The organism is Nakamurella panacisegetis, assembly GCF_900104535.1.
In the GTDB taxonomy this organism is placed as follows: domain Bacteria; phylum Actinomycetota; class Actinomycetes; order Mycobacteriales; family Nakamurellaceae; genus Nakamurella; species Nakamurella panacisegetis.
Genome location: NZ_LT629710.1, coordinates 3683847 through 3709777, shown reverse-complemented (window position 1 = coordinate 3709777; position 25931 = coordinate 3683847). Strand labels below are relative to the sequence as shown.

Genomic DNA, 25931 nt, shown 5'->3' with positions numbered 1-25931 from the left:
TGCCTCAGCCTATTGGCTCGCCGGGGTGCTCAGCACCGCATCGGCCGCCAGCCAGCGGGCGTATCCGAGGCGGGCGTCGGCCAGGGCGTTGTGACGGTCTTTGCCCGGCTCCGGAATGGATGGGCAGCCGGCCGCCTCCCAGTGCTGCCGGATCTCCTTGGTCAGCTTCGGTACCTCGCGGGGCATCGCCGGCATGGCGCCCCACAGTTGACCGAGCACCACGTGGTCGTAGGCGGCGTACCAGGCCCACAACTCGATCGGCAGCCCCGGCGCCATCAGGAACGCAAACAGGTCGTCGCGGATGCGAGATCGGCTGCGCCAGCTGGGATCCGACGGTGACGGCAGCTTGCCGAGCACATTGCGCCGCACCCAGTTCCCGGCCGTGCTCGGGTCGAAATCGGTCGAGACGGCGTAGAACTCACGACCGTCCTGGGCGACCACGCCGATGGAGATCAGTTCGATCGTCCGGCCGTCCTCGATGAACTCGCAGTCATAGAAGTAGCGCGCGACCGGACCGGTCGGTGTTGCCAGAACCACGAAGAATGACCCCTCTTCAGCCGGCTTTGGTGCCGGGCAGCCGGGTCACGGTGCCGGGACCACGACCCTCCACCACGGCATCGACCTTCTTCGCGGCGCTCGCCTCGAGATCCGCCTTGACCTTGGCCGCATAGACGTCCACGTACTCCTGGCCGGACAGTTCCATCAGCCGGTACATGATCTCGTCGGTCATCGAACGCTCGACGAAGCGATCACCGGCCATACCCTCGTAGCGGGAGAATTCCAGCGGGCGGCCGAAGACGGCGGTGATGCGGTGAGGACGCCACATCTTCGACCCGATCGGGTTGACCCGGTCGGTGCCGATCATCGCCAGCGGCACCACCGGGACGCCGGCCTCCAGCGCCATCCGGGCGACACCGGTCTTGCCCTTGTACAGGCGTCCGTCCGGGGATCGGGTGCCCTCGGGATAGATGCCGAGGCACTTGCCCTCTTTGAGAAGACGGACGCCGGTCATCAACGCGTCGTGCGCGGCCGAGGCCCCGCCCCGATCGATCGGCACCTGCCCGACCCCGTTGAAGAAGATCCGCTTCAGGCGGCCCTTGAGACCCTTCTCGGTGAAGTACTCGCTCTTGGCCAGAAACGTCACCCGACGCTTGATGAACAACGGGGTGAAGAACGAATCGGCGACGGAGATGTGATTCCCGACCAGGATGACGCCGCCGGTGTCCGGTACATTCTCCGCGCCGATGACCTTGGCCGGGAAGAAGAGTCGAAGCACCGGCCCGATCAGCACATACTTGCAAAGGTAATACAGCACCCTGGAGCGCCCCTTCTCGTCACCGTTGCCGACCCGCACGGAGTTGTCTGCCACCGACTCGTTCCATCGCGATGTTCGCCCCACCGTACGCGCTCGGTCCCGTCCGCGCTGCCGGACTGGCCGGGGCACGGACGACATAGCGCGCGGCGATCTGGGAGGATGGAGTGACCGGTCGGTGGTCGGTGTCCCGCCACGCTTCGAGTGGATCTGTAGGAGGAACGATGGCATCGTCCCCGGACCGCGAATCCTCCCGTCCCTTTCGTCATCCGGGCGGCGACGTAGGGGTCCTGCTGTGCCACGGGTTCACCGGAAATCCGTCGTCGCTCCGTCCGTGGGCCGACCGGCTGGCGGCCGAGGGTTTCACGGTCGAATTGCCGCTGCTGCCCGGCCACGGCACCACCTGGCAGCAGATGAACCGGACGACGTTCGACGACTGGCTGGGCGCCGTCAGTTCCTCCCTGTCCGACCTGAACGCACGGTGCCGCTCGGTGGTGGTGGCCGGCCTGTCCATGGGTGGAACGCTCACCCTGCGCCTGGCCGAGCTGCACGGCAATTCGATCGCCGGGATCGTCCTGGTCAATCCGTCCGTCCTGAGCCTGCGCAAGGAGCTGAAACTGCTACCCGTGCTCAAACACCTGGTGCCCTCGCTCAAGGGCATCGCCGACGACATCGCCGCACCCGGCCGGTCCGAGTTCGGCTACGACCGGACACCCCTGAAGGCAGTCGACGCTCTGCGGAAGGGCTGGGCCTCCACGCGGACGGATCTGGCCCGGGTGACGGCCCCGGTGCTGCTGCTGCGGTCCCGGATCGACCATGTCGTCGAACCGGAGAACTCCACCGAGATCCTGGCCCGCATCGGCTCGACGGACGTCACCGAGATCGTCCTCGAACGCAGCTACCACGTGGCCACGCTCGACCACGACGCTGAACTGATCTTCGACTCCTCGGTCGAGTTCGTGCGGCGGGTGACCCACCCGTCGGCGGTGGCCGGACAGAACGCGAGCGAGGAGCAGACGACGTGAGCACACTGCCACCGGACGACGCCGACCCGACGAATCGTGAGCGGTCGGCCGCGGAGGTCGACGCCGAGTTCGCCGCTATCGTGTCGGGCATCGCGAGCGACATGGTGTGGGCGTCCACCCCGACCGAACTGGACGATGCCGCCATCGCCGAGGCGCCGGCCGTCGTCGATCTGACGAAGGACCCGGCGGCCGGGGCCGACGCGGCCAAGGAGCGGGAGCGCCGCCGCGCGCTGCGCCGGGCTCTGCGAGCCGAGGAGGTCGCCCTGTTCGAGGCCACCCAGGCCGAGGCCGCCGCGCAGATGCAGGCCGACGACGAGCACTTCGTCCCGCCCGAACCTCCGCCGGTGCCGAAACCGAAGCGGCGCACCGTGGTCGCCCTGCTGTTCATGGCGCTCGGGGTGTTCGTGCTGGTGCGGCCCGACCTCCTGCAGGTGTCGGCCGACGTGGCCCTTGTGCTCGCCCTAGTCTGTCTGGTCGGCGGTTTCGCGATGCTGATCTACGGCCTGCGGCCCCGGGCCGCCGATCCCGACGACGCCCAGGGCTGGGACGACGGAGCCCGGCTGTAGGACGGGCCTGGGCGCCTTACCGGATGACGACGCCCGCGGTGGGACCGGCCGGCACGGGCACCGGCTCATCGCCGACCGAGGCTCCGGCCAGCAGCGCGGCCCCGATGATGCCGGCGCGGTCACCGAACTTCGCGACCACGACCCGTGGTTCCGGCCGGTGCCCGGCCCCGGTGATCGCCGCCGACAGGTCAGCCCGGGCCGACGGCAGGTAGAGGTCGGCCGCGGCGGCGACTCCCCCACCGACCACGATGACCTCCGGATCCAGGATGTCGGTGGCCATGGCCAGGCCGACGCCCAGCCACCGGCTCAGGTCGGCCATGGCGCCCAGTGCCACCGCGTCACCGTCGGCGGCCGCCGCCGCGACCATGGTCCCGGTGATCGCGGACGGGTCCTGACGGGCCAGCGGACTGCTCGCCCGCACCGCCGCGTCGATCGGGTCGGAGTCGCCGACCGGCAGACCGTCCAGCAACTCCCGTGCCGTCCGGGCCAACGCCGTACCCGAGCAGTACCGCTCCCAGCAGCCGTTCTTGCCGCACGGACAGGACCGCCCGCCGGGGACGACCACCACGTGACCGAGTTCCGGGGCCACGCCGTGCGCGCCGCGGTAGATCGCGCCGTCGATCACGAGCCCCGCCCCGATTCCGGTGCCCAGCGCCACCAGCAGGGCGACCGGTGATCCCTGCGCCGCGCCCGCGCGGTACTCGGCCCAGGCGGCCGAGTTGACATCGTGGTCCATCACCACCGGCAGACCCAGTCGCGCCTCCAGTCGCGCGGCCACCGGATCGCCGCGCCAGGCCAGGTGCGGCGCGAACATGACCTGGGAGCGATCGGTGCTGACGAATCCGGCGACGGCCAGTCCGGCCGCCGACACCTGGTACTCGCCGGCCAGTTCGGAGATCAGGGAGGACAGCACGTCCTCGGTCTCGGTCACCGTGCGCGGGGTGGAGGCGCGCCGGGAGGCCACGACCTCGCACCGGTCGTCGATCACGGCCGCGCGGACGGAGGTGCCGCCGATGTCGATCCCGATGTTGTACCTGGTGCCGCTCATCGGATGTCGATCCGTTCCACACCCGGTGACGCCGGGCCACTCTGGTCGGGCGAAGCCGACGGGGTCGTCGACGGATCGGGCACGAGCGATCGGAGGGTACTGACCACCAGGATCGCGGTGTCCAGGAGACGGTCGCTGATCTCGGTCCGGTCACCCCGCAGCAGTTCGGCTCCACGGCAGATCGGGCACCACCCGACGCAGGCGTGCTCGGTCGGCGGTGTCCCGGCCGCGGGCGGCTCCGGCGCGGTCGGGCCGTCACCCACCTCGGCCCCGGCCTCGACCCGAACCGCCTTCATCCGGTCCAGCCGGGCCGCGACGGCGTCCAGCAGCTGACCGGCCTCATCGGCGAGGGCACCGACCTGGTGACCGGGCGTCGTCACGAGGCACCGGCCAGATCGGCCGTGACGCCGGTTCGAGGCTCACCCGAACGGCTCTGGGACGCGGGCCGGCCCTCCGACCATGGATGGTCCGTAGGTGAGGTCGAACGCCTGGTCAACGGTTCGGACAGCGCGGCCGGCCACCGATCGAGATCGGGGACGAACTCCACCACCAGGGTGTCCCCGGAGAAGCTGGCCCCGACGGTGCGGCAGCGTTGAAGGGTGGACGGCAGGCTGATGCGTCGGCGCAGCGGCCCGATGGTGATCACCAGGTCGTCGCCGGCCCGGCTGAGGCCAACGGCGCTCCGCTCGGCCAACGGCAGATCGATCAGCAGCCGGTACCGGCCGTCGCTGCCGTCGGTCCGGAGACTGGGTGCCGGGGCCGCTTCGGGAATCGGATCAAGCTCGTCGAACAGTTGCGCGGCAACATCTTCCAGCATCGACAAACCGATCGGCTCGACGGCCGACAGGCGGACCTGACGCAGCGGCAGCCGGCCGAAGGACTCCTCGATCAACGGTCGGCAGGCCTGCTGGGCGGCATACCAGGCGGCCATGAACTCCCCGCCGACGGCGATCTCCGGGAGCATCCGGTTCACCAGCACCGACTCCACCGCGAATCCGTGCAGCGCCAGTCCGGTCAGCAGCCGCCGGGCCTCGTTGATCACCACTCGCTCCGGTGTCACCACCACCCGGATCCGGGTGACGGCGGGGTCGGCCAGCATCGCCCTGGCGTCCGCCAGGTCGTCCAGCAGCCCGGTCAAGGCATCCGAGACCTGGGCCGCCGACGGGCCGGAACTCGCTCGACCGCCTGTCAGCCCGGCGAATCCGGCGGCCAGCGACCTCATCAATCGGGCCGGCGCACCCATCAGGCGGTCGGCGTAGAAGCGGATGGTCTCGGGCAGGGCCAGCAGCCGCAACGATTCTCCCGACGGTGCGCAGTCGACGACGATCACGTCGAACTGGCCCTCGAGGGCACGGCGGTGTACCTCCAGCAAGGCGATGATCTCGTCCGCACCGGGCAGCACGGTGAGTTCCTCGGCCTGCAGTTCAGACACCCCGCGGGCGGCCAGCACCCCGACCAGGTAACCACGGATGTCCGCCCACGCCTCTTCGAACCGGCCGCGGGTGTCGACCTGGGCGGCGAAGAGTCCGTCCACCCCGTTCACCGGTGCGGCGTCGGATCCGATCTCGAGGTCCAGGACGTCCCCGATGCTGTGCGCCGGGTCGGTGGACAGCAGGAGCGTCCGGTGTCCGGCGCGGGCCGCCGCGAGGGCGGTCGCGGCTGACATCGTCGTCTTCCCGACACCCCCCTTGCCGGTGTGCAGGACGATCCGGGTCCTGGTCGCGGGCCGGACGGCCGGCCGTTCGATCGTGTCGCTCACGCCTTCTCGACTCGTTTGCGCAGCTCCTTGAGGGCGGTGTCCATGATGGTGCGCTCCGCCTTGCGGCGCAGCGGGCCGATCAGGGGGACGTTCAGCTGCACGGTCAGCGAATAGGTGACCTCGGTTCCGCCGTCGACCGGACGCAACCGGTAGGACCCGTGCTGGGCCTTCTGCAGCATTCCGGAGACCAGTTCCCAGCTGACCGACATGCCGTCAGAGGCCCAGGTGTACTCGAGTTCGTAGGTGTCCTTGATCAGCCCGGCGTCCAGTCCGAACTTCACCCGCCGGGCGCGCGGCCCCTTTCCCGGATCGGTCACCTCGGCGTTCTTCACGGCCCCGGTCCATTCCGGGTAGGCGGTGAAGTCGGCGATGACATCCATGATCGCGCCCGCCGGCGCATTCATGGTCAGCGATGCGGTGGAAGAGTCGGCCATAAGACGAAAGATTACCCAGGCCGAAGGCCCCGGTCCGACCGTCGTCAGTCGAATTCGATGTCGAACGTCACCGGATGACGCTGGAAGTGCCCGACGTTGATGCATTCGGTTCGCCCGCGGCGCTGCCGCCGGGCCAGCGGCTGATGCACATGCCCGAACAGGGCGAAGTCCGGCTGGTGCTCGTCGATCGCCTCGAGCAGCGACGGGCCGTACATCTCCAGCCGTCCGGGAACCCGGTCGTACCGCAGGGCGACCAGATCCGGCGGAATGTGCGAGCAGAGCACGTCGACCGGCCCGAGCGATGCCAACGCTGCCTGGAACTCGACGGCCGGCCGGACCAGAGGACGCCAGGCCTGCTCCGAGGGACGCGGAACGAGGCCCGGCCGGGACGAGCCGCCGGCCACGAAGCCGAATCGGCGGCCGGCCACCTCGACGACCTGACCGTCGCGGTTGGGCAGCAGGTGACCGACCGATTCCTCCCATGCCGACTGGACATCCACGTTCCCCAGGATCAGCAACGCCTCCGGACCCACGGCCTGGTAGACCGCCCGATAGCGCCGGTCGACGACCTCGGCCAGGACGGCGGGCCCATCGTCAAGGGAGGCCCAGAGGCGATGGTTGTAGTCGCGCAGGGCCGGGAAGTCCCCGGCCACCCGCATGGCGGCGAACTGCCGGACCTTGTCCGAGCCGAAGATCGCCCCCAGGATGCCGTTCCCGTGATCGTGGTAGTCGACGTAGTCGAGCAGATCCCCCAGCACCACCAGCTGTTCGGCCTGCTCGGCCGCGCGGGCCAGAGCCTCGATGTTGCCGTGCACGTCGGATACGAACGAAACCCTCACAGCCAGCACGGTAGTTGGTCGGCCGCCGTCATCGGCTGAGCAGGTCGGCCAGGCGGTCGGCGCTGCGCTGCCAGTTCCACCGCTCGGTGATCCATTCCCGTCCCGCGGCGCCCATCCGGGCCGAACGTTCGCGGTCCAGGAGCAGGCCGCTAATGGCCTGGGCGATCCCGTCGACGTCACGGCCGCCGACGACCAACCCGGTCCGACCGGGCAGTACCGCCTCCGGCGCACCTCCGGAGTCACCCGCCACCACCGGCAGTTGCATGGCCGAAGCTTCCAGGAACACGATGCCGAGGCCTTCGACGTCCAGGCCTCCACCGCGAGTCCGGCACGGCATGGCGAACACATCCGCCGCGGCGTAGTGGGCGGGTAGCTCCGGCCAGGGCACGCTACCGACGAAGGTCACGTTCTCGGCCACGCCGACGTCGTCGGCCAGTCGGCGGAGCGCGTCGGCGTCCGGTCCACCCCCGACGACCAGCAGCACCGCGTCGGGGACGGACTCGAGCACCCCGGGCAGGGCACGGATCAGCATGTCCTGCCCCTTGCGGGCGACCAGTCGGGAGATGCAGGCGACGACCGGCCGTTGGCCCAGGCCGAGGGCGGACCTGACCCTCGTCCTGGCCCCCGGATCGGGCCGGAAGACGGTGGTGTCGACCCCGGCCGGCAGATACTCAAGGGCCGCGGTCGGCCCGAGCGCCGCCGCGATCCGGCGGCGCGCGTACCGGCTGACGAATGTCACCACGTCCACCTCCCGCCCGATCGCCCGCAGGGCCTGCCGGGATCCGGGCAGCATGGACCACCCGACCTCGTGTCCGTGGGTGCTGGCCACGGCCCGCACGATGCCGGCCCGACGCAAAGTCGGGGTCAGCAGGGCCAGCGGGGCCGCGGCGCCGAACCAGACCGCCTCCAGTCGGTGACGTTCGATCAGCTTCTTGGCCCGGCGGGCCACCGACGGCACCGGCAGCATCAGCGAGCTCGGGTGCCGGACGACCTCGAAGTCCTGGGCCGCGTCGAACTCCTCGGCTCCGGCCCAGGCCGGGGCGTAGACGACCAGGTCCGCCGCCGGCATCCGCACGGCCAGGGCCTGTACGTAGGACTGGATGCCGCCGGCTCGGGGTGGGAAGTCATTGGTGACGAGCAAGGTTCTACGCACTGCCACAACGTACGGGGTGCGAAGGTGCGGGGTGAAAGCCACTACCGGCTCGGCGGGTTCCCTGGCGCCGGCCTCGAGCCTTGGCCCGGGCGTCCTCACCTCCACTCGATACTGCGCCCCGCGCAACGACCGATTGCCCGGGGCCGGCCGATGCCGGCCACCGGGCAACCGATGGTGAGAGGTGGAGCGGTCAGCCCCGGGGGACGCGGTGACCGGTGGCGTCGGGGCCGGCCCGATCAACCGAGCGGATCACGATGCCCAGCTGCTCGTCGGCGGCACTGACAACCTGTCCGTTGCCGATGTAGATGGCCACGTGGCTGACCGGCGAGTAGTAGGTGACCAGGTCACCCGGCTGCAGCTGATCGAGCGGGACCGAGGGGAAGTTCGCCTGCTCGTAGCTGGTCCGCGGAATGCTGACGCCGGCCGAGGCCCACGCGGCGGTGGTCAGGCCCGAGCAGTCGTACGCGCTCGGCCCGTCACCGGCGTAGACATAGGCCTTGCCGACCTGCTGCAGAGCGAACGCGGCGGCGGCACGACCCGCGGCGTCACCGCCACCGGTGACGGGGCTGGAAGCCGAACTGCTGGCGGTCGTCGCGGAGGAGCCGGCCGAACTCGCGGAACTTGCGGGCGAGCTGGCGGAACTGGACGACGAGTTGCTGGACGTCGCGGACGGCGCCTGCTTCGCGGCGGCCGCCTGGGCCGCGGCGGCGGCCTGGGCCTCGGCCTGCAACTGGAGGGATTGCTGACGGGCCTGCGCGGCCGCGGCGGCGGCGTCGGCCTTCTCCTTCGCCGAGAGCTTTTCGTAGAGCTTCTTGTAGTTGGCCGCGGCGGCGTCGAGCGTTGCCTTCTTGCTGGTCGCGGTGGCGGCGGCGGTGTCAGCCGCGACCTTGGCCGCGTCGGCCCTGGTCTTCGCGGTCTCGGCGGCGACCTCGGCGGCGTCAGCCTGGGCCTTCGCGCTGGCCGCGGTGTTCTTGGCGGCGACGGCATCCTTCAGCGTCTTCTGGGTGTCTTCGGCGACCCGGTTCACGACCGTGGACTCGTCGAGGAAGTCATCGGCCGACTGCGCGGTGAGGATGACGCTGAACTGGCTGAGGTTCGCACCGCGGAAACTCGCGTTCGCGAACGCGTCGAGCTTGGCCTGGTAGGACGCAACATTCGCAGCGGCGGCCGCGGCTGACTTCTGTGACGTGGCCGCGATGTTCTTCGCGGTCGTCAGCTCGTCGCCGGCCTGCTGGGCGGCCTTCTCGGCCTTCGCCTGGGCCTCCTTGGCACCGTTCACCTGCTCGGCCGCGATCTCGGCCTGGTGGGAACTGTTCTCCCAGGCCGCCTTTGCGTCACTGGAGTTGCTCGGCGGGGCCGGGGTGGTGGCTGGCGTCGCAGAGGCGGGGACTGCCCCGGCCAGCGCGACACCGAAGGTGACGGCGACACCGACGAAAAGAGCCTTGCTCCGGCGGAATCTCCGGACACGCGTGGTTTGGTCGTGCGTCGCCAAGATGAGGCGCACCTTTCCTCCTCGACGCCTACCGGGTTAGCTGACGGATTCGGGCCAGGAAGTAGCCCTACCCGACCGTGGAACGAACCACGATCGGGATTCACCCCAACGAACCTGGGTCCCCGGTTCGGCGCTGTCGAAGGCGGCCGATTCGGCGTGATCTTCCAGGTCACCCGACTGGCGTCCTTCGCAGAAGATCTCGATCAGATTACGAGAAGGACACGCCTTAGTCCAGTCGGACGCTTGAAACTTCAACTCATTTTGGCCGGGGCCCGAACTTCGATGATCAACTGGCGGCAAACCGTGCGGAGACGCAAATCGTTACAACCGATTGAGTGACAAGGATCACTCCCCCGGGACGCAACCCGGCGGGGCGGGAAGGGAACCGCCCGGCCGACCTCAACCGGCCTGCCGCGACGAATGATCGACCGCCCGCACCAGCCGCAGAGGCGGCACCAGACCCGAGGCAGCCAGTACCCCAATCGCCCGCTCCTCATCCTCGTCCCATTCCATCCGGCTCGACGGCATACCGAGCAGGACCGTCACCACGCAACCCGAACACGCATCCCCTCGGACCGTGCAGCTGTCGCAATCGATGTGCATGACTCCACCTCCAGCAGCGGCCGGGCGATCCGGCGCGTTGAGCAGGACGTTAAGGGTCGGCACCGACAGCGGCCTCAGGCCAGCAGGGCGAGCAGGACCGTCGACGCCGCCGTCCGGGCGCCACGGCGGCGCACTCCGTCGGCGACCTCCCGATCCGAACTGACGACGACCACCACCCGCCCCAGCGGTTCGGCCGCGACCAGATCGCGGATCACGTCGTCGGCGATCACCCCGGGCGGGGAGAACAGCACCCGGATCCCCCGTCCCGGCGGGGCGGGTACCGCCACCGCGGCCCCGTCGAACACGATCGTCACCTCGGCCGCGGTGCGCGCGGACAGCGCCGCGAGCTGGCGTACCAGCCGATCTCGTTGTTGCGCCAGGGTCAGATCCGGGTATCCCGTCTTGGTGACGTTGTAGCCGTCGACGATCAGGTGCGCGGCCGGCAGAGCGAGCCAACTGGCCAGCCGGGCCGGCTCGGCGGTCGACTCGGGCGCCGTGACGGCGCCCGGCAGCCGCCCGGCCACCAGATCAGCCGGGTCACTGCCACCGCCGATGAGGTCCCACTCCCGACGCAGTCCGCTGACCGCGCCTTCCACGGTCGACAGCAGCAGGTCCAACCGGCGGTCCGCGGTCGCCTTGTGCTGACCGGTCTGCTCGCGCAAGCGTCCGAGCGTCTCCTGCGCGCGGTCGGCGCGCTCGGTGGCCGACCGCGCACGGTCCTGCCAGTTGCGCACCTCGGCCGCCAGGCGGATGTTCTCCGCGCGCAGCGAGCCCAGCTCGGATTCGACCCGCTCGGTGGTCTCGGTCGCGGCCAGTTCGGCCTGACGCAGCCGGGTGCCCTGTTCGCGGAGACGGCGGCGCAGCTTGTCCGCCTCCTCGGAACCTTCCGGGCGGGCCAGGATCTGGGCCTTCGCCTGGTCCCGTTCGGCGGCGGTGCGCTCAAGCTCACGTCGTAGCCGACGCACCGTGCGTCTCAGTTCGACCGTCTCGTCGGCGACTTCCGGTTCGCGTGGGATGCCGGCCAGCAACCGTTCCTCGTCCGGCAACCGCAGGAGGAAGGCTGCCGCCGCCGCTTCGGCCGGATCCTGGCGTTCGTCCGCGGAGCTCCTGGACGAGCGCGCCCGCTCGGCGACCGCGGCCCGAAAGCCGGCGTCGGAATCGATCGCCCCGGCCAGCGCCGGCGCGCCGAGGCGCGCGCGCTTGGCCGGGGTGAACCGGGCGACCCGGAGCAGCTGGTTCGGCGTCTGCGCCGGCAGCAGTTGCCCGAGCGTGTCGGCGGCCCAGCGGACCACCACCGACCGGACCGGAGCGGGGAGATCGGCGACACTCAGCCCGTCCGGCGTCGTCGATGGGGAAACGTGCGGCTCATCGGGGTCGGCGGACCGGCTGGGGGTCTGTGTCATCCGGCCGTCCTCCTCCCGTTCCTACCCGGTGCTCCGCGTAGGCACCGTTGACCTGTCATTGTGCCGCCCGCACGGCGGCCGGCCCCACCGTCGCAGTCGCCCTCCGCCTGGTCGCCGTCACGGCCCGGGTCAACCGACACCCTTCCCGCCACGAATGCGTCGCCACCTGCCGTACCAGCGTCCCTCACCCGACGTCGCTGTCGGTGCCCACGGTTAACGTCTGCCCCGTGAGTACCAGAGGTAACACTTCCCTGCTCGCCGGGCCGCCGTACGGGCAGCGGAGCTTCGACGAACTCGACGATCCACTGCGGGACGTGACGTTCGTGGTGGTCGATCTGGAGACCACCGGCGGTTCACACCTCACCGAGTCGATCACCGAGATCGGGGCGGTCAAGGTGCGGGCCGGTGCGGTGCTCGGTGAGTTCGCCACGCTGGTCGATCCCGGTCGGGCCATCCCGCCGCAGATCGTCATGCTGACCGGGATCACCGACGCCATGGTGATGAACGCGCCGACGATCGCCACCGTTCTCCCCTCCTTCCTCGAGTTCAGTCGGGGATGCGTACTGGTGGCCCACAACGCGGGCTTCGACATCGGGTTCCTGAAAGCGGCGTGCGACCGGCTGGGCATACCGTGGCCGGGAAACGCGGTGGTCGACACCGTGCGTCTGGCTCGGCGGGTGCTGTCCCGGGAAGAGGCACCGAGCGTCCGGCTCGGTCTGCTGGCTCCGTTGCTCGGATCGACAGTGGCCCCCGACCATCGGGCCCTCACCGATGCCCGGGCCACGGTCGACGTCCTGCACGCGCTGTTCGAGCGTCTCGGCCCACTGGGCGTGCAGAGCCTGACCGAGTTGCAGCAGCTCTCCCGGGACGTGTCACCGGCGCGCCGACGCAAGCGCACCCTGGCCGATCATCTGCCGGCCACGCCCGGGGTCTACCTGTTCAAGGGCCCGAACGGCGAAGTGCTCTACGTCGGGACATCGGTCAACCTGCGCCGCCGCGTCCGGTCGTACTTCGGCGCGGGTGAGACCCGCGGGAAGATCAAACAGATGGTCACCCTGGCCGAGCGGGTCGACTATGTCGAGTGCGCCCACGCGCTCGAGGCCCACGTCCGCGAACAACGGATGATCGCCATCCATCAGCCGAAGTACAACCATCGGTCGCGATCCCCCAACAAGGTCTTCTGGATCGTCCTGACCAGTGAGACGTTCCCGCGGTTGAGCATCGTCGCGACGCCTCCGGCTGACCGGCCGGGAGCGTTGGGGCCGTTCACTTCTCGCGCCGATGCGACCACGGCGGTGGAAGCGCTCCAGGAGGTGGTGCGGATCCGGCGATGCTCCCAGCGGCTCGGGCGCAGACCCACGGGATCGCCGTGCGCGCTGGCCGAACTGGGCCGGTGCGGCGCGCCGTGCGCCGGCCAGGAGGAAGCGGCGGCCTACGCGACTCACGTCGGGCGGATCTCCGCCCTGGTCGACGGAGCCTCGGACGAGGTGCTCGACGGTCTGCGGACGCGGCTGGAGAAACTGTCGGCCGAGGGTCGTTTCGACCAGGCCGCCGTCCTGCGGGACCGGCTTTCCGTGCTGGCCCAGGCGGTCGACCGCCGGCAGCGCCTGAGCTCGTTCGCGGGAATCGAAGAGTTGGTGACGGCCCGACCCTCGGCCCACGGCGGCTGGGAGCTCGCGGTGATCCGGTACGGCCGGCTGGCCGCGGCCGGGCGAGCCCGGCTCGGAGTCGATCCGATGCCCGTCGTCGACCTTCTGACCGCGTCGGCCGAAACGGTGGTGCCACGACCGGGACCGCTCCCCGGGGCCAGCGCCGAGGAGACGGCCACGCTGCTGCGGTGGGTCGAGGAACCCGGTACCCGTCTGGTGCACACGAGCGAACCTTGGCGCAGCCCGGCCCGCGGAGCCGGCCGTTGGCGGCCCTTCATGGCCGCCGTCGACCTGGCGCGAGCCCAACTGGCCGGGCCCACGTGGCGCCACTGACCCGGCGATCAGGGGCGGGCCGACCCGGGCGATAGCATCGCGGTGGCGCCGTACCGACCCGCATCACGACAGGAGAACTAACAATGGTGACAGCCATCGTGATGATCGACGTGGAGGCCGACCGGATCGGCGAAGCCGCCCAGGCCATTGCGGACCTGCCCGGCGTCGATCAGGTCTACTCGTGCGCGGGCGATGTCGACCTGGTCGCGATCGTCTCGGTCGCCGACCACGCGGCCGTGGCCGATCTGGTGCCGAGCCGGATCAGCAAGGTGCCCGGCGTGACCCGGACGGTCACCCACATCGCCTTCCGCTCGTATTCGCAGCGCGACACGGCCGACGCTTTCTCCATAGGGCTGCAGGACTGACGCCGCCCGTCCGCGAGCTCCGTGGAAGGAGACCGCCGAAACCCCGGCGAGATCGCCGGAGATCAGGCTCCGGCCGACAGCTCCGCGCCGACCTGCACCCATCGGGCCAGCAGAGCCGCGGCGGCACCTGACTCCAACGCGTCCGTGGCCCGGACCAGGCCCGCGGCGAGATCGGCCTCCAGATCGCCGGAAAGGCCGGTGTGAACGGCGATCGCGGCCGCGGAGTTGAGGACGACGGCGTCGTGCACCGCGCCCCTCTCCCCGTCGAACAGGCGCCGGGCCACCGCCGTGTTGAACGCGACGTCCCCGCCGACCAGATCCTCCGGGGCGGCCGGCCGCACTCCCAGCCGGGCCGGATCGACGACGGCCGTCCCGACCGTCCCGTCCCGCACCACCCACACCGTGGACGTCGTGGTCGTCGTCAGTTCGTCCAGCCCGTCATCGCCGCGGAAGACCAGAACCTCGGCCCCACGGGCGGCGAACACTCCGGCGATGACCGGAGCCATGGCCGGGTTCCCGCAACCGATGGCCGAAGCCGCTGGACGGGCCGGGTTCGACAGTGGACCGAGCACATTGAAGAAGGTGGGTACGCCGAGCTCGCGGCGGGTCGGGCCGGCGAACCGCATCGACGGGTGGAACACCTGCGCGAAGCAGAAGCCGATGCCGGCCCTGGCCACGGTGGCCGCAACCCCGTCCGGACCCAGCATGATCGGTACGCCGAGCCCCTCGAGCAGGTCGGCCGCCCCACATTTGCTGGACGCGGCCCGTCCGCCGTGCTTGACCACGGTCGCGCCGGCCGCGGCGGTCACGATGGCCGACATGGTCGAGATGTTGACCGTGTTCGAACGGTCGCCTCCGGTGCCGACGATGTCGACCGTCCGCCCCGGCACGTGCACGGGCACGCAGTGCGACAACATGGAGTCGGCCAGCCCCGCGATCTCCGACGCCGTCTCGCCCTTGGCCCGCAGCGCAACGGCGAAGGCGGCGATCTGGGCCGGAGTGGCTTCGCCGTTCATGATCCGGTCCATCGCCCATTCGGTGCGATCGGAGGCCAGATCGCGGCCGGCCAGAAGCGCACCGAGAATCTCCGGCCAGGTGAAATCCGCCGCCTGCGCAGAACCCACCGGTCAGACCGAGCCGGACGGCGCCCGAACCGGGGTGCGACGCAGCAGGGACGCGAGGGTCTCCGCGGCGATCACCGGGTCGAGTGGGTGGACCAGGACCTCGTCGGCCTTGGCCCAGGTCGCGAGCCACCGGTCGGCGGCCCGCCGCACGGTCAACATGATCGGCGGAATGACCGTCGCCTCCTGGTGGATCTGGCGCGAGATCCCGATGCCGCCCGTTGGCTGCGCCTCTCCGTCCAGGATCACCACGTCCGCCACCTGGTCGTCGATGGCCATCAGGACGTCGGCCACGCTCGCGCACTCCAGGAAGTCGATCCGCCCGACGTCGGGCGCCGGGCGTCGACCGACCGCCGTCATGATCCGTTCGCGCACGTCGGCCCGGTGGCTGTAGACCACAACAACGCGGTTGCTCATGGACACAGATCCTAGAGGTAGGCCGCGATCGGGACCGCGACCGGGTCGGTCGGCCGCGGCGCGCCGGGAACATCAATTTTTACAATGTGTCGAAGACGATTTACCCGCCCTGAACTGCACAGATGTGAAACCACCGCGAGATCACTGCGGATTTGCGTAGCCCCACGGGCGCAACCGTCGGGCGGGCAGTCCATAATCCACATGTGACGACAGCGACCGGCCGATCAGGGCCCCCCGCCATCAGCTCTCGCATCCACACGCTCAACCGCCCGAACATGGTGAGCGTCGGCGTGATCGTGTGGCTCTCCAGTGAGTTGATGTTCTTCGCCGGCCTGTTCGGCATCTACTTCACCGCCAAGGCGACGTCCACGACGGGCTGGCCGCAATCGCCGACCCATCTGGACATCCCGTACGCGTTGGTCAACACCCTGATCCTGGTGGCGTCGTCGTTCACCTGTCAGTTCGGGGTGTTCGCCGCCGAGCGGGGTGATGTCTTCGGTCTGCGCCGCTGGTACAGCCTCACCCTGCTGATGGGCTTCATCTTCGTGCTGGGCCAGGCGAACGAGTACCGCAGCCTGGTCGAAGAGGGCACGAACATGTCCACTTCGGCCTACGGGACGGTGTTCTACCTGACCACCGGCTTCCACGGTCTGCACGTGATCGGCGGTCTCATCGCCTTCTGCATCCTGATCGCCCGGACGAAGCTGTCGAAGTTCACCCCGGCCCAGGCCACCAGCGCCATCGTCGTGTCCTACTACTGGCACTTCGTCGACATCGTGTGGATCGGTCTGTTCGCCACCATCTACATCGTCAAATGATCCCGGTTCACATCCCGCAGTGCTCCGCCCGCCGCGATACGAGTACGAGGTGCCCCGCATGACCCGACGTACGAAAGCCACCCGCCGGATCACCGGTGGACTGGCGCTCCTGTTCGCACTGATCGCGATGGGATTCGCCTACTCCGCGATCGCGCCGAACCCCCAGGCCGCCTCGGCGGACACCGCCAACACGGCCGACATCGCCAAGGGCAAGGACATCTACCAGACGTCCTGCATCGCGTGCCACGGCTCGAACCTGCAGGGCGTGCTCGACCGCGGCCCCTCGTTGATCGGCGTCGGACAGGCGGCCACCTATTTCCAGGTGTCCACCGGCCGGATGCCGGCCACGGCCAACGGCGCACAGATGCAGCGCAAGACGCCGTACTTCACGGACGAGCAGATCAACTACCTCAGCGCCTACATCGAGTCCAACGGTGGCGGCCCCGAAGTGCCGAAGGGCAGCCTGGTGAACGCCGCGGCCGTGGCCAAGGGCGGCGAGCTGTACCGGTTGAACTGCGCGTCCTGCCACAACTTCACCGGCCAGGGCGGCGCCCTGTCCCAGGGCAAGTACGCCCCCAGTCTCGATCAGGCCACGGACCAGCAGATCTACGCGGCCATGCTGTCCGGCCCGGAGAACATGCCCAAGTTCTCGGACGCGCAGCTGACCCCGGACGAGAAGAAGGCCATCGTCACCTTCGTCCAGAACAACAAGGCCACCGTCGCCCCGGGCGGCTACTCGCTCGGCGGATTCGGTCCGGCCCCTGAAGGTCTGGTCGCTTTCCTCATCGGCATGGGCGCCATCGTGGCCCTGACTCTCTGGATGGGGGCACGGGCATGAGCGGCGGGGAGAACGTGGAGATCCCGTCCGACGACGAGCTCTCGAGGATGTCCACCGAGGATCGTGCGCGTCTCGGCGCCGCCCTCGACGGGGTCGAACTGGTCGAGTACGGCGAGCGTTACATTCCCGGTTCCCCGGCTGACCGGCGGGCCGAGCGCAGCGTGGCCCGCTGGTTCCTGCTGGCCGCCCTCTTCGGCGTCGCCTTCGTCGTGCTGTTCATCGTCTGGCCGGCCGGTTACCGTTCGGTCTACCAGGGTGACGAGCAGAACTGGTACGCCCTGTACACGCCGCTCATCGGTGCCACCCTGGGCGGCTCCATCCTGTTCTTCGGCATCGGCGTGATCGCCCTGGCCAAGAAGATCGCCCCGCACGAGGTGGCCGTCCAGCAGCGGCACATCGGCATGTCGGACGAGATCGACCGCCGCACCCTCGGAGCCGAGGTCGTCGACACCGTCGACAAGATGGGCCTGGTCAAGCGGCGCGGCGTGCTGAAGGGCTCCCTCGCCCTGGCCGGCGGTGCCCTCGGTCTGGCCACCTTGATCCCCCTGCTCGGCGGCGTCATCAAGAATCCGTGGGACAAGGGATCCGATTCCGATCTCTGGGTCACGCTATGGCGCCCGGTGAACAACAAGAAGGTCCGCCTGACGCAGATCGACGGCACGCCGGTCAAGCCCTCCGACCTCGCGGCCGGCTCACTGGCCACCGTGTTCCCCGGCGTCGCCGGTGGGGCCAAGGCCTCCGACTCGGCGGTCATGCTCTTCCGTCTCCGCTCCGACGCACAGGTCAGGATCCGTGACGGTCAGGACGGTTTCGAGTACGGGGACTACTACGCCTACTCGAAGATCTGCACCCACGTCGGCTGCCCGGTGTCGTTGTACGAGCAGCAGACCGGGCGCATCCTGTGTCCGTGCCACCAGTCGCAGTTCGACGTGCTGGACGGCGCGAAGCCGGTCTTCGGCCCGGCTACCCGCCCGTTGCCGCAGTTGCCGATCGAGCTCGACGACGAGGGCTACTTCGTTGCCCGCAGCGACTTCATCGAGCCCGTCGGCCCGGGTTTCTGGGAGTCGTACCAGGGTAAGAACAAGTGGGGATCGCACCCGAAGGGAAGCAAGACCTCATGAGTCGTCTGACCACCCGCACCAAGAAGAAGTCCGGCGGCCCGATGCAGGCCGCGCTCGACGGCGCGGACATCCGTTACCACGGAGCCCGTCCGCTGCGGACGGCGATGAACAAGGTCTTCCCGACGCACTGGTCCTTCATGCTCGGCGAGGTCGCCCTCTACTCGTTCCTGATCCTGCTGCTGTCGGGCGTCTACCTGACACTGTTCTTCGACGCGTCCATGGGCGAGACGATCTACAACGGCGTCTACGACAAGCTGCGTGGCGTCCCCATGTCGCTGGCCTACAAATCCACCGTCGACATCTCCTTCGAGGTCCGCGGCGGTCTGCTGGTCCGCCAGATCCACCACTGGGCCGCGTTGATCTTCCTGGCCTCGATGATGCTGCACATGGCGCGCATCTTCTTCACCGGCGCCTTCCGCAAGCCGCGCGAGGCCAACTGGATCATCGGCGTGCTGCTGCTGGTGCTGGGCATGGCCGAGGGCTTCCTGGGTTACTCGCTGCCCGACGACCTCCTGTCCGGTACCGGCCTGCGTGCCGTGTCCGCGTTCCTGCTCTCCATCCCGGTGATCGGTACCTGGGTCCATTGGGCCGTGTTCGGCGGTGACTACCCGGGGACCATCGTCATCGGGCGGTTCTACTCGCTGCACATCCTGGTCATCCCGGGCATCATCCTGGCCCTGATCGCCGTGCACGTGGCCCTCGTCTGGTTCCAGAAGCACACCCAGTTCGCCGGACCGCGGGCTACCGAGAACAACGTCGTCGGCGTCCGGGTGCTGCCCACCTTCGCGGCCAAGGGCGGCGGCTTCTTCGCCGTCGTCACCGGCATCATCGCCATCATGGCCGGGCTGTTCCAGATCAACCCGGTCTGGACGAACGGTCCGTACAACCCGGCGCAGGTGTCCGCCGGCGCCCAACCCGACTTCTACATGGGCTTCCTGGACGGCATGGTCCGCGTCTGGCCGGCCTGGGAGGTCCGGAACCTGTTCGGGCACTACATGATCCCGGCCGTCTTCTTCCCTGCCATCGGTGGCGCCACGGTCTTGATGATCCTGGTGATCTCGTATCCGTTCATCGAGAAGAAGTTCACCAAGGACTACGCGTTGCACAACATCCTGCAGCGCCCGCGGGATGTCCCGGTGCGCACCTCGCTGGGTGTTGCCTTCATCGGCTTCTACGTCATCAACCTGCTCAACGGCGCGAACGACCTGATCGCCTTCAAGTTCGACATCTCGCTGAACGTGATGACCTGGGTCGGCCGTATCGGCTCCATCGTGCTGCCGGTGATCTGCTACGTGATCACCTACCGACTCTGCCTCGGTCTGCAGCACTCCGACCGTGACGTCCTGGAGCACGGAATCGAGACGGGCATCATCAAGCGACTCCCCCACGGCGAGTTCATCGAGGTCCACCAGCCCCTTGGTGGCCTGGACGACCACGGCCACGCGATTCCGCTGGCCTACCAGGGCGCTCCGGTGCCGAAGCGGATGAACCAGCTCGGGTCGGCCGGTCTGGCCGTCAAGGGCATGTTCAACCCGGTGGACGAGAGCGGGAAGATCGACCACTCCGATCACGCCGGCCAGGGTTCGCTCGAGGTGGGCAGCGACCACTGATCGGCGCCGCACCACGGCGGCCGCGCCAGGGTCGTGACACAGGAGTCAGGATTCGCAGCACAGACCAGAAGGGCCCCACCGGATCAGATCCGGTGGGGCCCTTCTGGCGTCGGTCGACCGAACGTCAGGCGGCGGCCTTGGCCAGCTCGGGGACGATCTTGTCCAGCGCGTACGGCAGAGACAGCACGGACGCGTAGGAGAAGGCCGACGTGACGTCGGTATCGGTCACCCAGACGACGTGCCCGGCCTTCACCGCGGGCAGCGCCTTGTACAGAGCGTCGGCCTCGACCGCCTGACGCTGCTTCTCGATGTCCAGCATGACCACCACATCGGCGTCGATCTCCGACGTCCGCTCCCTGGACACCTCGACGTAGAACGCCTTGTTGCCCAGTGCGGCCACGGCCGGTGCCTGCTCGAACCCGAGCGCCGTCATCAGGTTCAGGCGCGGGTCGATGTCGGTGTAGGCGTACCAGCCCTGCCCGCCGCTGCGCGGCCAGTCGACCGAGACGGTCTTGCCCGCGAACGCGGGGTTGGCCGTCTTGGCCGCCGCTATCTCCGAGTCGACCGCCGCCAGCTTGGCCTTGATCTCGGACTCCTTGCCCATGGCGCGGCCGATCAGAGCGGCCTGCACGTCCTGCGGCACGCCGTAGTCGCTGTACCGGGCCGGCCGGACCAGCGTCGGGGCGATGGCGCTCAGCTGCACGTAGACCTCCTTCGTCACCTGACGGTTCAACCCGATGATCAGGTCCGGCTTCAGCGAGGCGACCTGCTCGACGTTCAGTTCGGCGGTCGGCGCGAACACCGTCGGCGTGGCCGACCCGAGCAGCGACCGGGCCCACGGGCCGACGCCGGAGTCGTAGCCGGCGATCCACTGCTGGATACCGACCGGGACCACCCCGAGAGCCAGGACGGTGTCGGTCTCGGTGTAGCCGATCACCACCACCCGCTTGGGTTCGGACGGTATGACGGTCGAGCCGAACGCGTTGGGGATCGTGACCGGGAACGACGCGGCAGCGGCCGAGGACGTGGCGGCCGGTGATCCCGACGCCGACCCAGCCGAAGACGCGGCCGACGACGCGGCCGACGACGAGGCAGCGGGAGCCGACGACAGGATCGGGGCGTTCGCCGAGGACGCGGGCCGATCGGTCGACCCGCCCGTCGCGTTCGAGCTGCTCGACGAGCTGCACGCACTCAGCAGGGCCGCCACCGCCAGGACGGCGGCGCCGGTGCGCAGAAGACGCAGGGACACAGGAACTCCTTCATTGAGGCCGGCGACGAGCCAGCGGGACTACAAGGGGGGTATGGGTTTCCGGGTCGTCGATGATCCGGCAGGGCAGGCCGAACACGGCCTCCACCAACTCGGCGGTCACGATCTCCGAGGGATGGCCCTCGGAGACGACCCGGCCGTCCGACATGGCGATCAGGTGGGTCGCGTAGCGGCAGGCGTGATTCAGGTCGTGCAGGACGGCAACCAGGGTCCGGCCGTCCCGAGCGTGCAGGTCGGCGCAGAGGTCGAGCATCTCGATCTGGTGGGCGATGTCGAGGTAGGTGGTCGGCTCGTCGAGCAGCAGGATCGATGTCTGTTGGGCCAGTGCGAGGGCCAGCGCAACCCGCTGGCGTTGGCCGCCGGACAACTCCTGAATCGATCGGTCGGCCAGCGCGGCCACACCGGTGGCCACCATCGCCTCGTGCACGATCTCCCGGTCGGAGGTGCTGCTGGGACGGAGGAAGCGCTGATGCGGGTGACGCCCCCGGGTGACCAGCTCGGCCACCGTGATGCCGTCCGGAGCCTGAAACGTCTGCGGCAGCAGTCCGAGTCGCCGGGCGACCTCCTTCGTCGGGTATGCACTGATCGCGGCGCCGTCCAGCAGCACCGTCCCGGTCAGCGGGGCCAGCACCCGGGCCAGGGACCGCAGCAGGGTCGACTTGCCGCAGGCGTTCGGCCCGACGATGACGGTGAATTCCCCGTCCGGGATGCTCACCGTCAGGTGCTCGGCCACCACACGGGACGGATATCCCACCGTGAGATCGATCGCGGCCAGTCGACTGGTGACGGTCGTCATCCGTTGCCCTTTCGCCACTGCTGGATCAGCAGGCCGGCGAGGTAGAGCCCGCCGATCAGACCGGTCGCGATGCCGACCGGAAGTTGGGTGGGCGCGAACGCCCGGGTCGAAGCGAGGTCGGCCAGCGCCACCAACAGACCGCCCAGCAGGGCGGCCGCAACCACCCCGACCCCCGACGACCCGGTCAGCCGGCGGGCGATCTGCGGGGCAGCGAGGGCGACGAACAGCAGCGGGCCGGCGGTGGCCACGGCCCCCGCGGTGAGCAGCACGGCGACGACGATGACCACGGCGCGAACCCGGGACGGGCGAACCCCGAGACCGATCGCGAAATCGTCGCCCATCTCCAGCAGTCCGAGCGGTCGACCGAGACCGGCGAGCACCGGAACGCCCATCAGCACCGCGCCCAGGACGGGCCACAACTGCGTCCACCCCCGGCCGTTCAACGATCCGAACAACCAGGCCTGCGCGGTGATCGCGTCGTTCAGGTCCGCCCTGACCAGCAGGTAGGAGTTGATCCCCCAGAGCATCGCGGTCAGCCCGATGCCGACCAGGATCAACAAGATGCCCGATCCGCCGTGGCGCATCGCGAGCAGCGTGACCACGAGCGCGGTGACCAGCCCGCCGCCGACCGCACCCGCCGCGACGGCTCCCGCTCCCCCGCCGAACACCAGGATCTCCAGCAGGGCACCGGTGGCGGCGCCGCTGGTGAAGCCGATGACGTCCGGGCTGCCCAGCGGATTGCGGGTCAGCGACTGGAACGCCGCGCCGGCAGCTCCGAGGGCGGCGCCGACGAACAGGGCACACAGCACCCTCGCTCCGCGCCAGTCACGGACGATCAGGTCGTTCGCCGGTGTGCCCTTCCCGACGACGGATTCGAGCACCTGGGAGAGCGGGATGTGCAGATCACCCGACGCCATGGCGATCAGCGCCATCACCGGCCAGGCCAACGCCAGCATCCCGACCACCAGGGCCATCCGGCCGCCGACCGGCGCGCGCCGCCTCGCGGCCGACCTCCCGGTGACGAGCGCGGTCATAGCGAAACCGGCTTCCGGCGGCGCACCAGGACGAGGAAGAACGGGGCCCCGAGGACCGACGCGACGATGCCTACCCCCACCTCACCGGGCCGGGCCACCACTCGTCCGACGATGTCGGCCAGCAACGTCACCAGCGGCCCGAGGACGCCGGCGTAGGCCATGAGCCAGCGGTTGTCCGGTCCGGTGATCGATCTGGCCAGGTGCGGCACGGCCAGGCCGACGAAGCTGACCGGCCCGACGGCCGCCGTCGCCGCCCCGGCCAGCAGAGCCACCAGGACGCCGCTGACCAGCCGCGTCCGGCCGAGCGAGACGCCGAGGGCCTGCCCCGCCTCGTCACCAAGGGCCATCATGTTCAGCGAACCGCCGAGCAGGACGGCGACCACCAGACCGACGATCACCCACGGGGCGGTGATCAGCAGGACGTCGGTCCCGCGGCCGGACAGCGTTCCGGTCATCCAGTACCGGTAGGCGTCGAACGTGGTCGGCGACAGGGTCAACAGAGCTTGGAGCACGGCCCCCAGCGCGAAGGTGATGGCCGTGCCGGCCAGGGCCAGCCGGACCGGCGTGGCCGCGCTCCGGCCGGCCGACCCGAGGATGTACACGGCCACCGAAGCCACCGCCGCCCCGACGAAGGCGAAGGGCAGGTACTGCACCGGCGTCGAAGCGGAGAACGCGCCGATCCCGACGACGACGGCCACCGCTGCGCCCGCATTGACCCCCAGCAAGCCAGGGTCGGCTAACGGATTGCGAGTCAGCGCCTGCATCAGCGCACCTGCTACGGCCAGGGCGACCCCGACCACGACGGCCAGCACCGTGCGCTGCAGGCGCTGACCGTTGACGATCACGTCGGCCTCGGAACCGTCGTGATGGAACAGCACACGGAAAACGTCGCTGGGTGACAGACCTTTCGACCCGATGAACAGCGACAGGGCCGCACACAGCACGAGGAGGACGACCAAACCGGCCAGGCCGGAGAATCCGCGGCGAGCGGTCACGGCGATCACCTCGACTGGTCAGCGTTCCCCCTACCGATCGGCACGGGTAAGGGTGACCTTATCTGGCAGAGGACAGCCTGGCCTAACCATCCCACGCAGACGGCCGACACCAGCAACGTGGGAACATTCACACCACGCACTCGGGCGGACGCAGAAGCGCCCGCCCCGGAGAGGCCGGGACGGGCGCTTTGCGGAGTTGCCGGATCAGTGGGCGGTCGGCCGCCGGTGGTACTCGAACAGCAGGCCGCAGACGGTGATCAGCAGGAATCCGATCGTGATGATCATGAGCCAGACCAGGAGGAACGCGGTCGCGACGGCCGTGAACGCGGCGGCCAGAGCCATCCCGAACGGCCAGTACGAACCGGGCGAGAAGAACCCGATATCGCCCGCGCCGTCGGACACGTGGGCATTCTCGTTGTCCTCCGGCCGGGCCTGCTCCAACCGCCTGGAGGCGAACATCAGGAACGTGCCGATGATCAGGGACAACCCCGTCGTCAGGGCGAGGGCGACAACGCCCACCGGTTCCACGGAACCGGCGAAGATCGCGTACAGCACCGTCGCCAGGAAGAAGAAGGCGGTCAGGGCGAGGAAGATCCAGGCCTCGACGTTCAGCCCACGCTTCGGTGGTGCGGCGTCCTCGATCTCGACCTCGGAAGCGTGGTCAACCGCCATCAGTTGCCTCCGGTGTTGAGTGAGGCGGATTTGGCCTCACGGTTGGGGTTGATCGGATAGGTCGTCGTCGACAGGGGCGCGCAGAGCGTCCCGCAATCGGAGTACTTCGCTCCGGTCGCGGTCAGCGCCTCGGCCGTGGTGTACGACTTGCCGGTGGCCGGGTTCTTGGTCTCGCGGTACTTGATGTACGCGTCGTAGATCTTCTGCGGTACGCCGCGCACCTCGAAGTTCATCGACGAGTGGTACGTGCCACACAGCTCGGCGCAGCGGCCGACCATGGCGATCGGCTTGTCGATGCTGTTCTGGAAGTGGTTGTCCGTGTTGTTCGCCGCGGGATCGGGGAACACGTCCCGCTTGAACAGGAAGTCCGGCACCCAGAACGAATGGATGACGTCCTTGGACTCGAGCTTGTAGTCGATGACCTTCTGCACCGGAAGGATCATGATCGGCACCTGGGTGGCCGTCCCGACCGTGTGGACCAGGCAGACCTCCTTGTCGGTGGCCGTGCAGGCGGGATTGTCCGGATCGGCGGTCCCGTCGTAGCTGAAGTCCCAACCCCACTTGAAGGCGGTGACGTTCACGCTGACATCGGGATTCGAGACCTTCTTCAGCACGAAGTTCTCGGTCGTCACCGCGAAGTAGAACAGCACCGCGACCATGACGAACGGAACGGCCGTGTAGACCAACTCCAGCGGCAGGTTCTCTTTCGTCTGCTTCGGGTACAGCGGTGAGTTCTTCTTCTTGCGATGGAAGGCGAAGGTCCAGAACATCAGCCCCCAGACCAGCACACCGATGGCCAGGGCCGCGATGAACGTCCAGGACCAGAAATGCTGCATCTTGGTCGCCTGCGGGGTCTGGCCGACCGGCCAACCGAACCGCGGCAGATCGTCCGCCGAACAACCACTGACCAGCAGGCCGGCCAGCGCCAGCGTGCCGGCGAGCAACAACCTCCGAGTACTACGAGACCGAGCCACTCGGGCGCCCTCCTAGAAGAACCGCGGCGTCACCGAGTGCGGTGGAGCCGTACTGCACGGCGCGCGTCCGGCCGTCTGACGCGCCTGAGATTACTCGACCGGTTGCCCGCTCTCCGTGCCAGGGCAGGCGTGGCGAGTGTCAGATCTACAACTTGTCGAAGACAGGGCAACAATATGCCAGCACAGATCTTTCCGACACCTCTCGCACGCGCGTCAGACATCCTCGTCGGCTCGCCCGACCGCGAGGCGACATCGGACGGCGGGCCTCCTACCGGATACTTGGGGCC

At 69.2% G+C, this 25931-nt stretch carries 27 protein-coding genes and 1 riboswitch; of the genes, 8 read left to right on the top strand and 19 right to left on the bottom strand.

The annotated features are described in order from the left end of the window. Positions 1–9 precede the first annotated feature (9 nt). Positions 10–537 (bottom strand): polyadenylate-specific 3'-exoribonuclease AS, encoded by a 528-nt coding sequence (locus BLS97_RS16670; RefSeq protein WP_231988151.1) that lies wholly within the window; start codon positions 535–537, stop codon positions 10–12. A gap of 16 nt (positions 538–553) precedes the next feature. Continuing rightward, positions 554–1315 carry a lysophospholipid acyltransferase family protein gene (locus BLS97_RS16665; protein ID WP_090482446.1) on the bottom strand — a complete coding sequence of 254 codons (762 nt, stop codon included), beginning with the start codon at positions 1313–1315 and terminating at the stop codon, positions 554–556. 221 nt (positions 1316–1536) lie between these two features. Here BLS97_RS16665 and BLS97_RS16660 point away from each other — a divergent pair, with 221 nt between their 5' ends. Further along, positions 1537–2337, top strand: coding sequence for an alpha/beta hydrolase (locus BLS97_RS16660; RefSeq protein ID WP_090477818.1), 801 nt, complete (start codon positions 1537–1539; stop codon positions 2335–2337). After that, entirely contained in the window at positions 2334–2903 is a 570-nt protein-coding gene (locus BLS97_RS16655; RefSeq protein WP_090477815.1) for a hypothetical protein, read from the top strand. The genes BLS97_RS16660 and BLS97_RS16655 overlap by 4 nt, the downstream gene beginning before the upstream one ends. 16 nt (positions 2904–2919) lie before the next feature. Here BLS97_RS16655 and BLS97_RS16650 read toward each other — a convergent pair whose 3' ends face one another. The 9 genes from BLS97_RS16650 to BLS97_RS16610 form a co-directional block, all read right to left on the bottom strand. Next, a complete protein-coding gene (locus BLS97_RS16650; protein WP_090477812.1) occupies positions 2920–3951 on the bottom strand; it encodes an ROK family protein in 1032 nt (343 codons plus the stop codon). Continuing rightward, positions 3948–4331 carry a hypothetical protein gene (locus BLS97_RS16645; RefSeq protein WP_090477809.1) on the bottom strand — a complete coding sequence of 128 codons (384 nt, stop codon included), beginning with the start codon at positions 4329–4331 and terminating at the stop codon, positions 3948–3950. Before BLS97_RS16645 ends, BLS97_RS16650 begins: the two co-directional genes overlap by 4 nt. After that, positions 4328–5710, bottom strand: a complete 1383-nt coding sequence (locus BLS97_RS16640) for an ArsA family ATPase (RefSeq protein WP_090477806.1) — start codon at positions 5708–5710, stop codon at positions 4328–4330. The genes BLS97_RS16645 and BLS97_RS16640 overlap by 4 nt, the downstream gene beginning before the upstream one ends. Further along, on the bottom strand, positions 5707–6144 hold the full coding sequence (locus BLS97_RS16635; RefSeq protein WP_090477801.1) for an SRPBCC family protein: 438 nt from the start codon (positions 6142–6144) through the stop codon (positions 5707–5709). The genes BLS97_RS16640 and BLS97_RS16635 overlap by 4 nt, the downstream gene beginning before the upstream one ends. A 44-nt stretch (positions 6145–6188) precedes the next feature. Continuing rightward, positions 6189–6983, bottom strand: coding sequence for a metallophosphoesterase family protein (locus tag BLS97_RS16630; RefSeq protein ID WP_090477798.1), 795 nt, complete (start codon positions 6981–6983; stop codon positions 6189–6191). A gap of 28 nt (positions 6984–7011) precedes the next feature. After that, positions 7012–8136 carry a glycosyltransferase family 4 protein gene (locus BLS97_RS16625; protein ID WP_090477795.1) on the bottom strand — a complete coding sequence of 375 codons (1125 nt, stop codon included), beginning with the start codon at positions 8134–8136 and terminating at the stop codon, positions 7012–7014. Positions 8137–8326: 190 nt separating this feature from the next. Then, on the bottom strand, positions 8327–9640 hold the full coding sequence (locus tag BLS97_RS16620; RefSeq protein WP_090477792.1) for a C40 family peptidase: 1314 nt from the start codon (positions 9638–9640) through the stop codon (positions 8327–8329). Next, a riboswitch (cyclic di-AMP (ydaO/yuaA leader) is annotated at positions 9639–9795 on the bottom strand. (Overlaps the previous gene by 2 nt.) A 232-nt stretch (positions 9796–10027) precedes the next feature. Continuing rightward, on the bottom strand, positions 10028–10174 hold the full coding sequence (locus BLS97_RS16615) for a hypothetical protein (protein ID WP_231988149.1): 147 nt from the start codon (positions 10172–10174) through the stop codon (positions 10028–10030). 131 nt (positions 10175–10305) lie between these two features. Further along, positions 10306–11634 (bottom strand): NYN domain-containing protein, encoded by a 1329-nt coding sequence (locus BLS97_RS16610; RefSeq protein ID WP_090477786.1) that lies wholly within the window; start codon positions 11632–11634, stop codon positions 10306–10308. A 227-nt stretch (positions 11635–11861) separates the two neighbouring features. On the opposite strand from BLS97_RS16610, the gene BLS97_RS16605 reads away from it, so the two are divergent. Both BLS97_RS16605 and BLS97_RS16600 read left to right on the top strand, forming a co-directional pair. Then, positions 11862–13616 carry a DEDD exonuclease domain-containing protein gene (locus tag BLS97_RS16605; protein WP_231988148.1) on the top strand — a complete coding sequence of 585 codons (1755 nt, stop codon included), beginning with the start codon at positions 11862–11864 and terminating at the stop codon, positions 13614–13616. 83 nt (positions 13617–13699) lie between these two features. After that, positions 13700–13981, top strand: a complete 282-nt coding sequence (locus BLS97_RS16600) for an Lrp/AsnC family transcriptional regulator (RefSeq protein ID WP_090477783.1) — start codon at positions 13700–13702, stop codon at positions 13979–13981. Positions 13982–14043: 62 nt separating this feature from the next. Here BLS97_RS16600 and trpD read toward each other — a convergent pair whose 3' ends face one another. Then, complete coding sequence (trpD, locus tag BLS97_RS16595; protein WP_090477781.1) at positions 14044–15105, bottom strand: anthranilate phosphoribosyltransferase; 1062 nt, start codon at positions 15103–15105, stop codon at positions 14044–14046. Positions 15106–15108: 3 nt separating this feature from the next. Next, positions 15109–15519, bottom strand: coding sequence for a response regulator transcription factor (locus tag BLS97_RS16590; protein ID WP_172832291.1), 411 nt, complete (start codon positions 15517–15519; stop codon positions 15109–15111). 203 nt (positions 15520–15722) lie between these two features. Here BLS97_RS16590 and ctaE point away from each other — a divergent pair, with 203 nt between their 5' ends. The 4 genes from ctaE to qcrB are packed head-to-tail and all read left to right on the top strand — an operon-like array spanning position 15723 to position 19906. Then, positions 15723–16337, top strand: a complete 615-nt coding sequence (gene ctaE, locus BLS97_RS16585; RefSeq protein ID WP_090477774.1) for an aa3-type cytochrome oxidase subunit III — start codon at positions 15723–15725, stop codon at positions 16335–16337. A 58-nt stretch (positions 16338–16395) separates the two neighbouring features. Continuing rightward, complete coding sequence (qcrC, locus tag BLS97_RS16580; RefSeq protein WP_090482437.1) at positions 16396–17175, top strand: cytochrome bc1 complex diheme cytochrome c subunit; 780 nt, start codon at positions 16396–16398, stop codon at positions 17173–17175. After that, positions 17172–18296, top strand: a complete 1125-nt coding sequence (gene qcrA / locus BLS97_RS16575) for a cytochrome bc1 complex Rieske iron-sulfur subunit (RefSeq protein ID WP_090477771.1) — start codon at positions 17172–17174, stop codon at positions 18294–18296. Before qcrC ends, qcrA begins: the two co-directional genes overlap by 4 nt. Next, positions 18293–19906 (top strand): cytochrome bc1 complex cytochrome b subunit, encoded by a 1614-nt coding sequence (gene qcrB, locus BLS97_RS16570; protein ID WP_090477768.1) that lies wholly within the window; start codon positions 18293–18295, stop codon positions 19904–19906. The genes qcrA and qcrB overlap by 4 nt, the downstream gene beginning before the upstream one ends. Before the next feature lie 124 nt (positions 19907–20030). Here qcrB and BLS97_RS16565 read toward each other — a convergent pair whose 3' ends face one another. From BLS97_RS16565 to ctaC, 6 genes are all read right to left on the bottom strand, one after another. Next, a complete protein-coding gene (locus tag BLS97_RS16565; protein WP_090477764.1) occupies positions 20031–21155 on the bottom strand; it encodes an iron-siderophore ABC transporter substrate-binding protein in 1125 nt (374 codons plus the stop codon). A 10-nt stretch (positions 21156–21165) separates the two neighbouring features. Further along, a complete protein-coding gene (locus BLS97_RS16560) occupies positions 21166–21969 on the bottom strand; it encodes an ABC transporter ATP-binding protein (protein ID WP_090477760.1) in 804 nt (267 codons plus the stop codon). Continuing rightward, positions 21966–23003: a FecCD family ABC transporter permease gene (locus BLS97_RS16555; RefSeq protein ID WP_090477755.1), complete on the bottom strand. Its 1038-nt coding sequence runs from the start codon at positions 23001–23003 to the stop codon at positions 21966–21968. Before BLS97_RS16555 ends, BLS97_RS16560 begins: the two co-directional genes overlap by 4 nt. Continuing rightward, positions 23000–23998, bottom strand: a complete 999-nt coding sequence (locus BLS97_RS16550; RefSeq protein ID WP_157695479.1) for a FecCD family ABC transporter permease — start codon at positions 23996–23998, stop codon at positions 23000–23002. The genes BLS97_RS16555 and BLS97_RS16550 overlap by 4 nt, the downstream gene beginning before the upstream one ends. Before the next feature lie 204 nt (positions 23999–24202). After that, positions 24203–24670 (bottom strand): cytochrome c oxidase subunit 4, encoded by a 468-nt coding sequence (locus tag BLS97_RS16545; protein WP_231988147.1) that lies wholly within the window; start codon positions 24668–24670, stop codon positions 24203–24205. Next, the gene (gene ctaC, locus BLS97_RS16540) at positions 24670–25644 is read right to left on the bottom strand and encodes an aa3-type cytochrome oxidase subunit II (RefSeq protein ID WP_090477749.1); all 975 of its coding nucleotides are present in this window, start codon (positions 25642–25644) and stop codon (positions 24670–24672) included. The genes BLS97_RS16545 and ctaC overlap by 1 nt, the downstream gene beginning before the upstream one ends. Positions 25645–25931: the final 287 nt, after the last annotated feature.

What these genes read in the sequence shown, in the direction of transcription:
- BLS97_RS16610 (WP_090477786.1), bottom strand. Translation starts at nt 11,634, where the DNA reads ATGACACAGACCCCCAGCCGGTCCGCCGACCCCGATGAGCCGCACGTT.
- BLS97_RS16590 (WP_172832291.1), bottom strand. Translation starts at nt 15,519, where the DNA reads ATGAGCAACCGCGTTGTTGTGGTCTACAGCCACCGGGCCGACGTGCGC.
- BLS97_RS16560 (WP_090477760.1), bottom strand. Translation starts at nt 21,969, where the DNA reads ATGACGACCGTCACCAGTCGACTGGCCGCGATCGATCTCACGGTGGGA.
- qcrC (WP_090482437.1), top strand. Translation starts at nt 16,396, where the DNA reads ATGACCCGACGTACGAAAGCCACCCGCCGGATCACCGGTGGACTGGCG.
- BLS97_RS16660 (WP_090477818.1), top strand. Translation starts at nt 1,537, where the DNA reads ATGGCATCGTCCCCGGACCGCGAATCCTCCCGTCCCTTTCGTCATCCG.
- BLS97_RS16600 (WP_090477783.1), top strand. Translation starts at nt 13,700, where the DNA reads ATGGTGACAGCCATCGTGATGATCGACGTGGAGGCCGACCGGATCGGC.
- BLS97_RS16650 (WP_090477812.1), bottom strand. Translation starts at nt 3,951, where the DNA reads ATGAGCGGCACCAGGTACAACATCGGGATCGACATCGGCGGCACCTCC.
- qcrB (WP_090477768.1), top strand. Translation starts at nt 18,293, where the DNA reads ATGAGTCGTCTGACCACCCGCACCAAGAAGAAGTCCGGCGGCCCGATG.
- BLS97_RS16555 (WP_090477755.1), bottom strand. Translation starts at nt 23,003, where the DNA reads ATGACCGCGCTCGTCACCGGGAGGTCGGCCGCGAGGCGGCGCGCGCCG.
- qcrA (WP_090477771.1), top strand. Translation starts at nt 17,172, where the DNA reads ATGAGCGGCGGGGAGAACGTGGAGATCCCGTCCGACGACGAGCTCTCG.
- BLS97_RS16545 (WP_231988147.1), bottom strand. Translation starts at nt 24,670, where the DNA reads ATGGCGGTTGACCACGCTTCCGAGGTCGAGATCGAGGACGCCGCACCA.
- BLS97_RS16635 (WP_090477801.1), bottom strand. Translation starts at nt 6,144, where the DNA reads ATGGCCGACTCTTCCACCGCATCGCTGACCATGAATGCGCCGGCGGGC.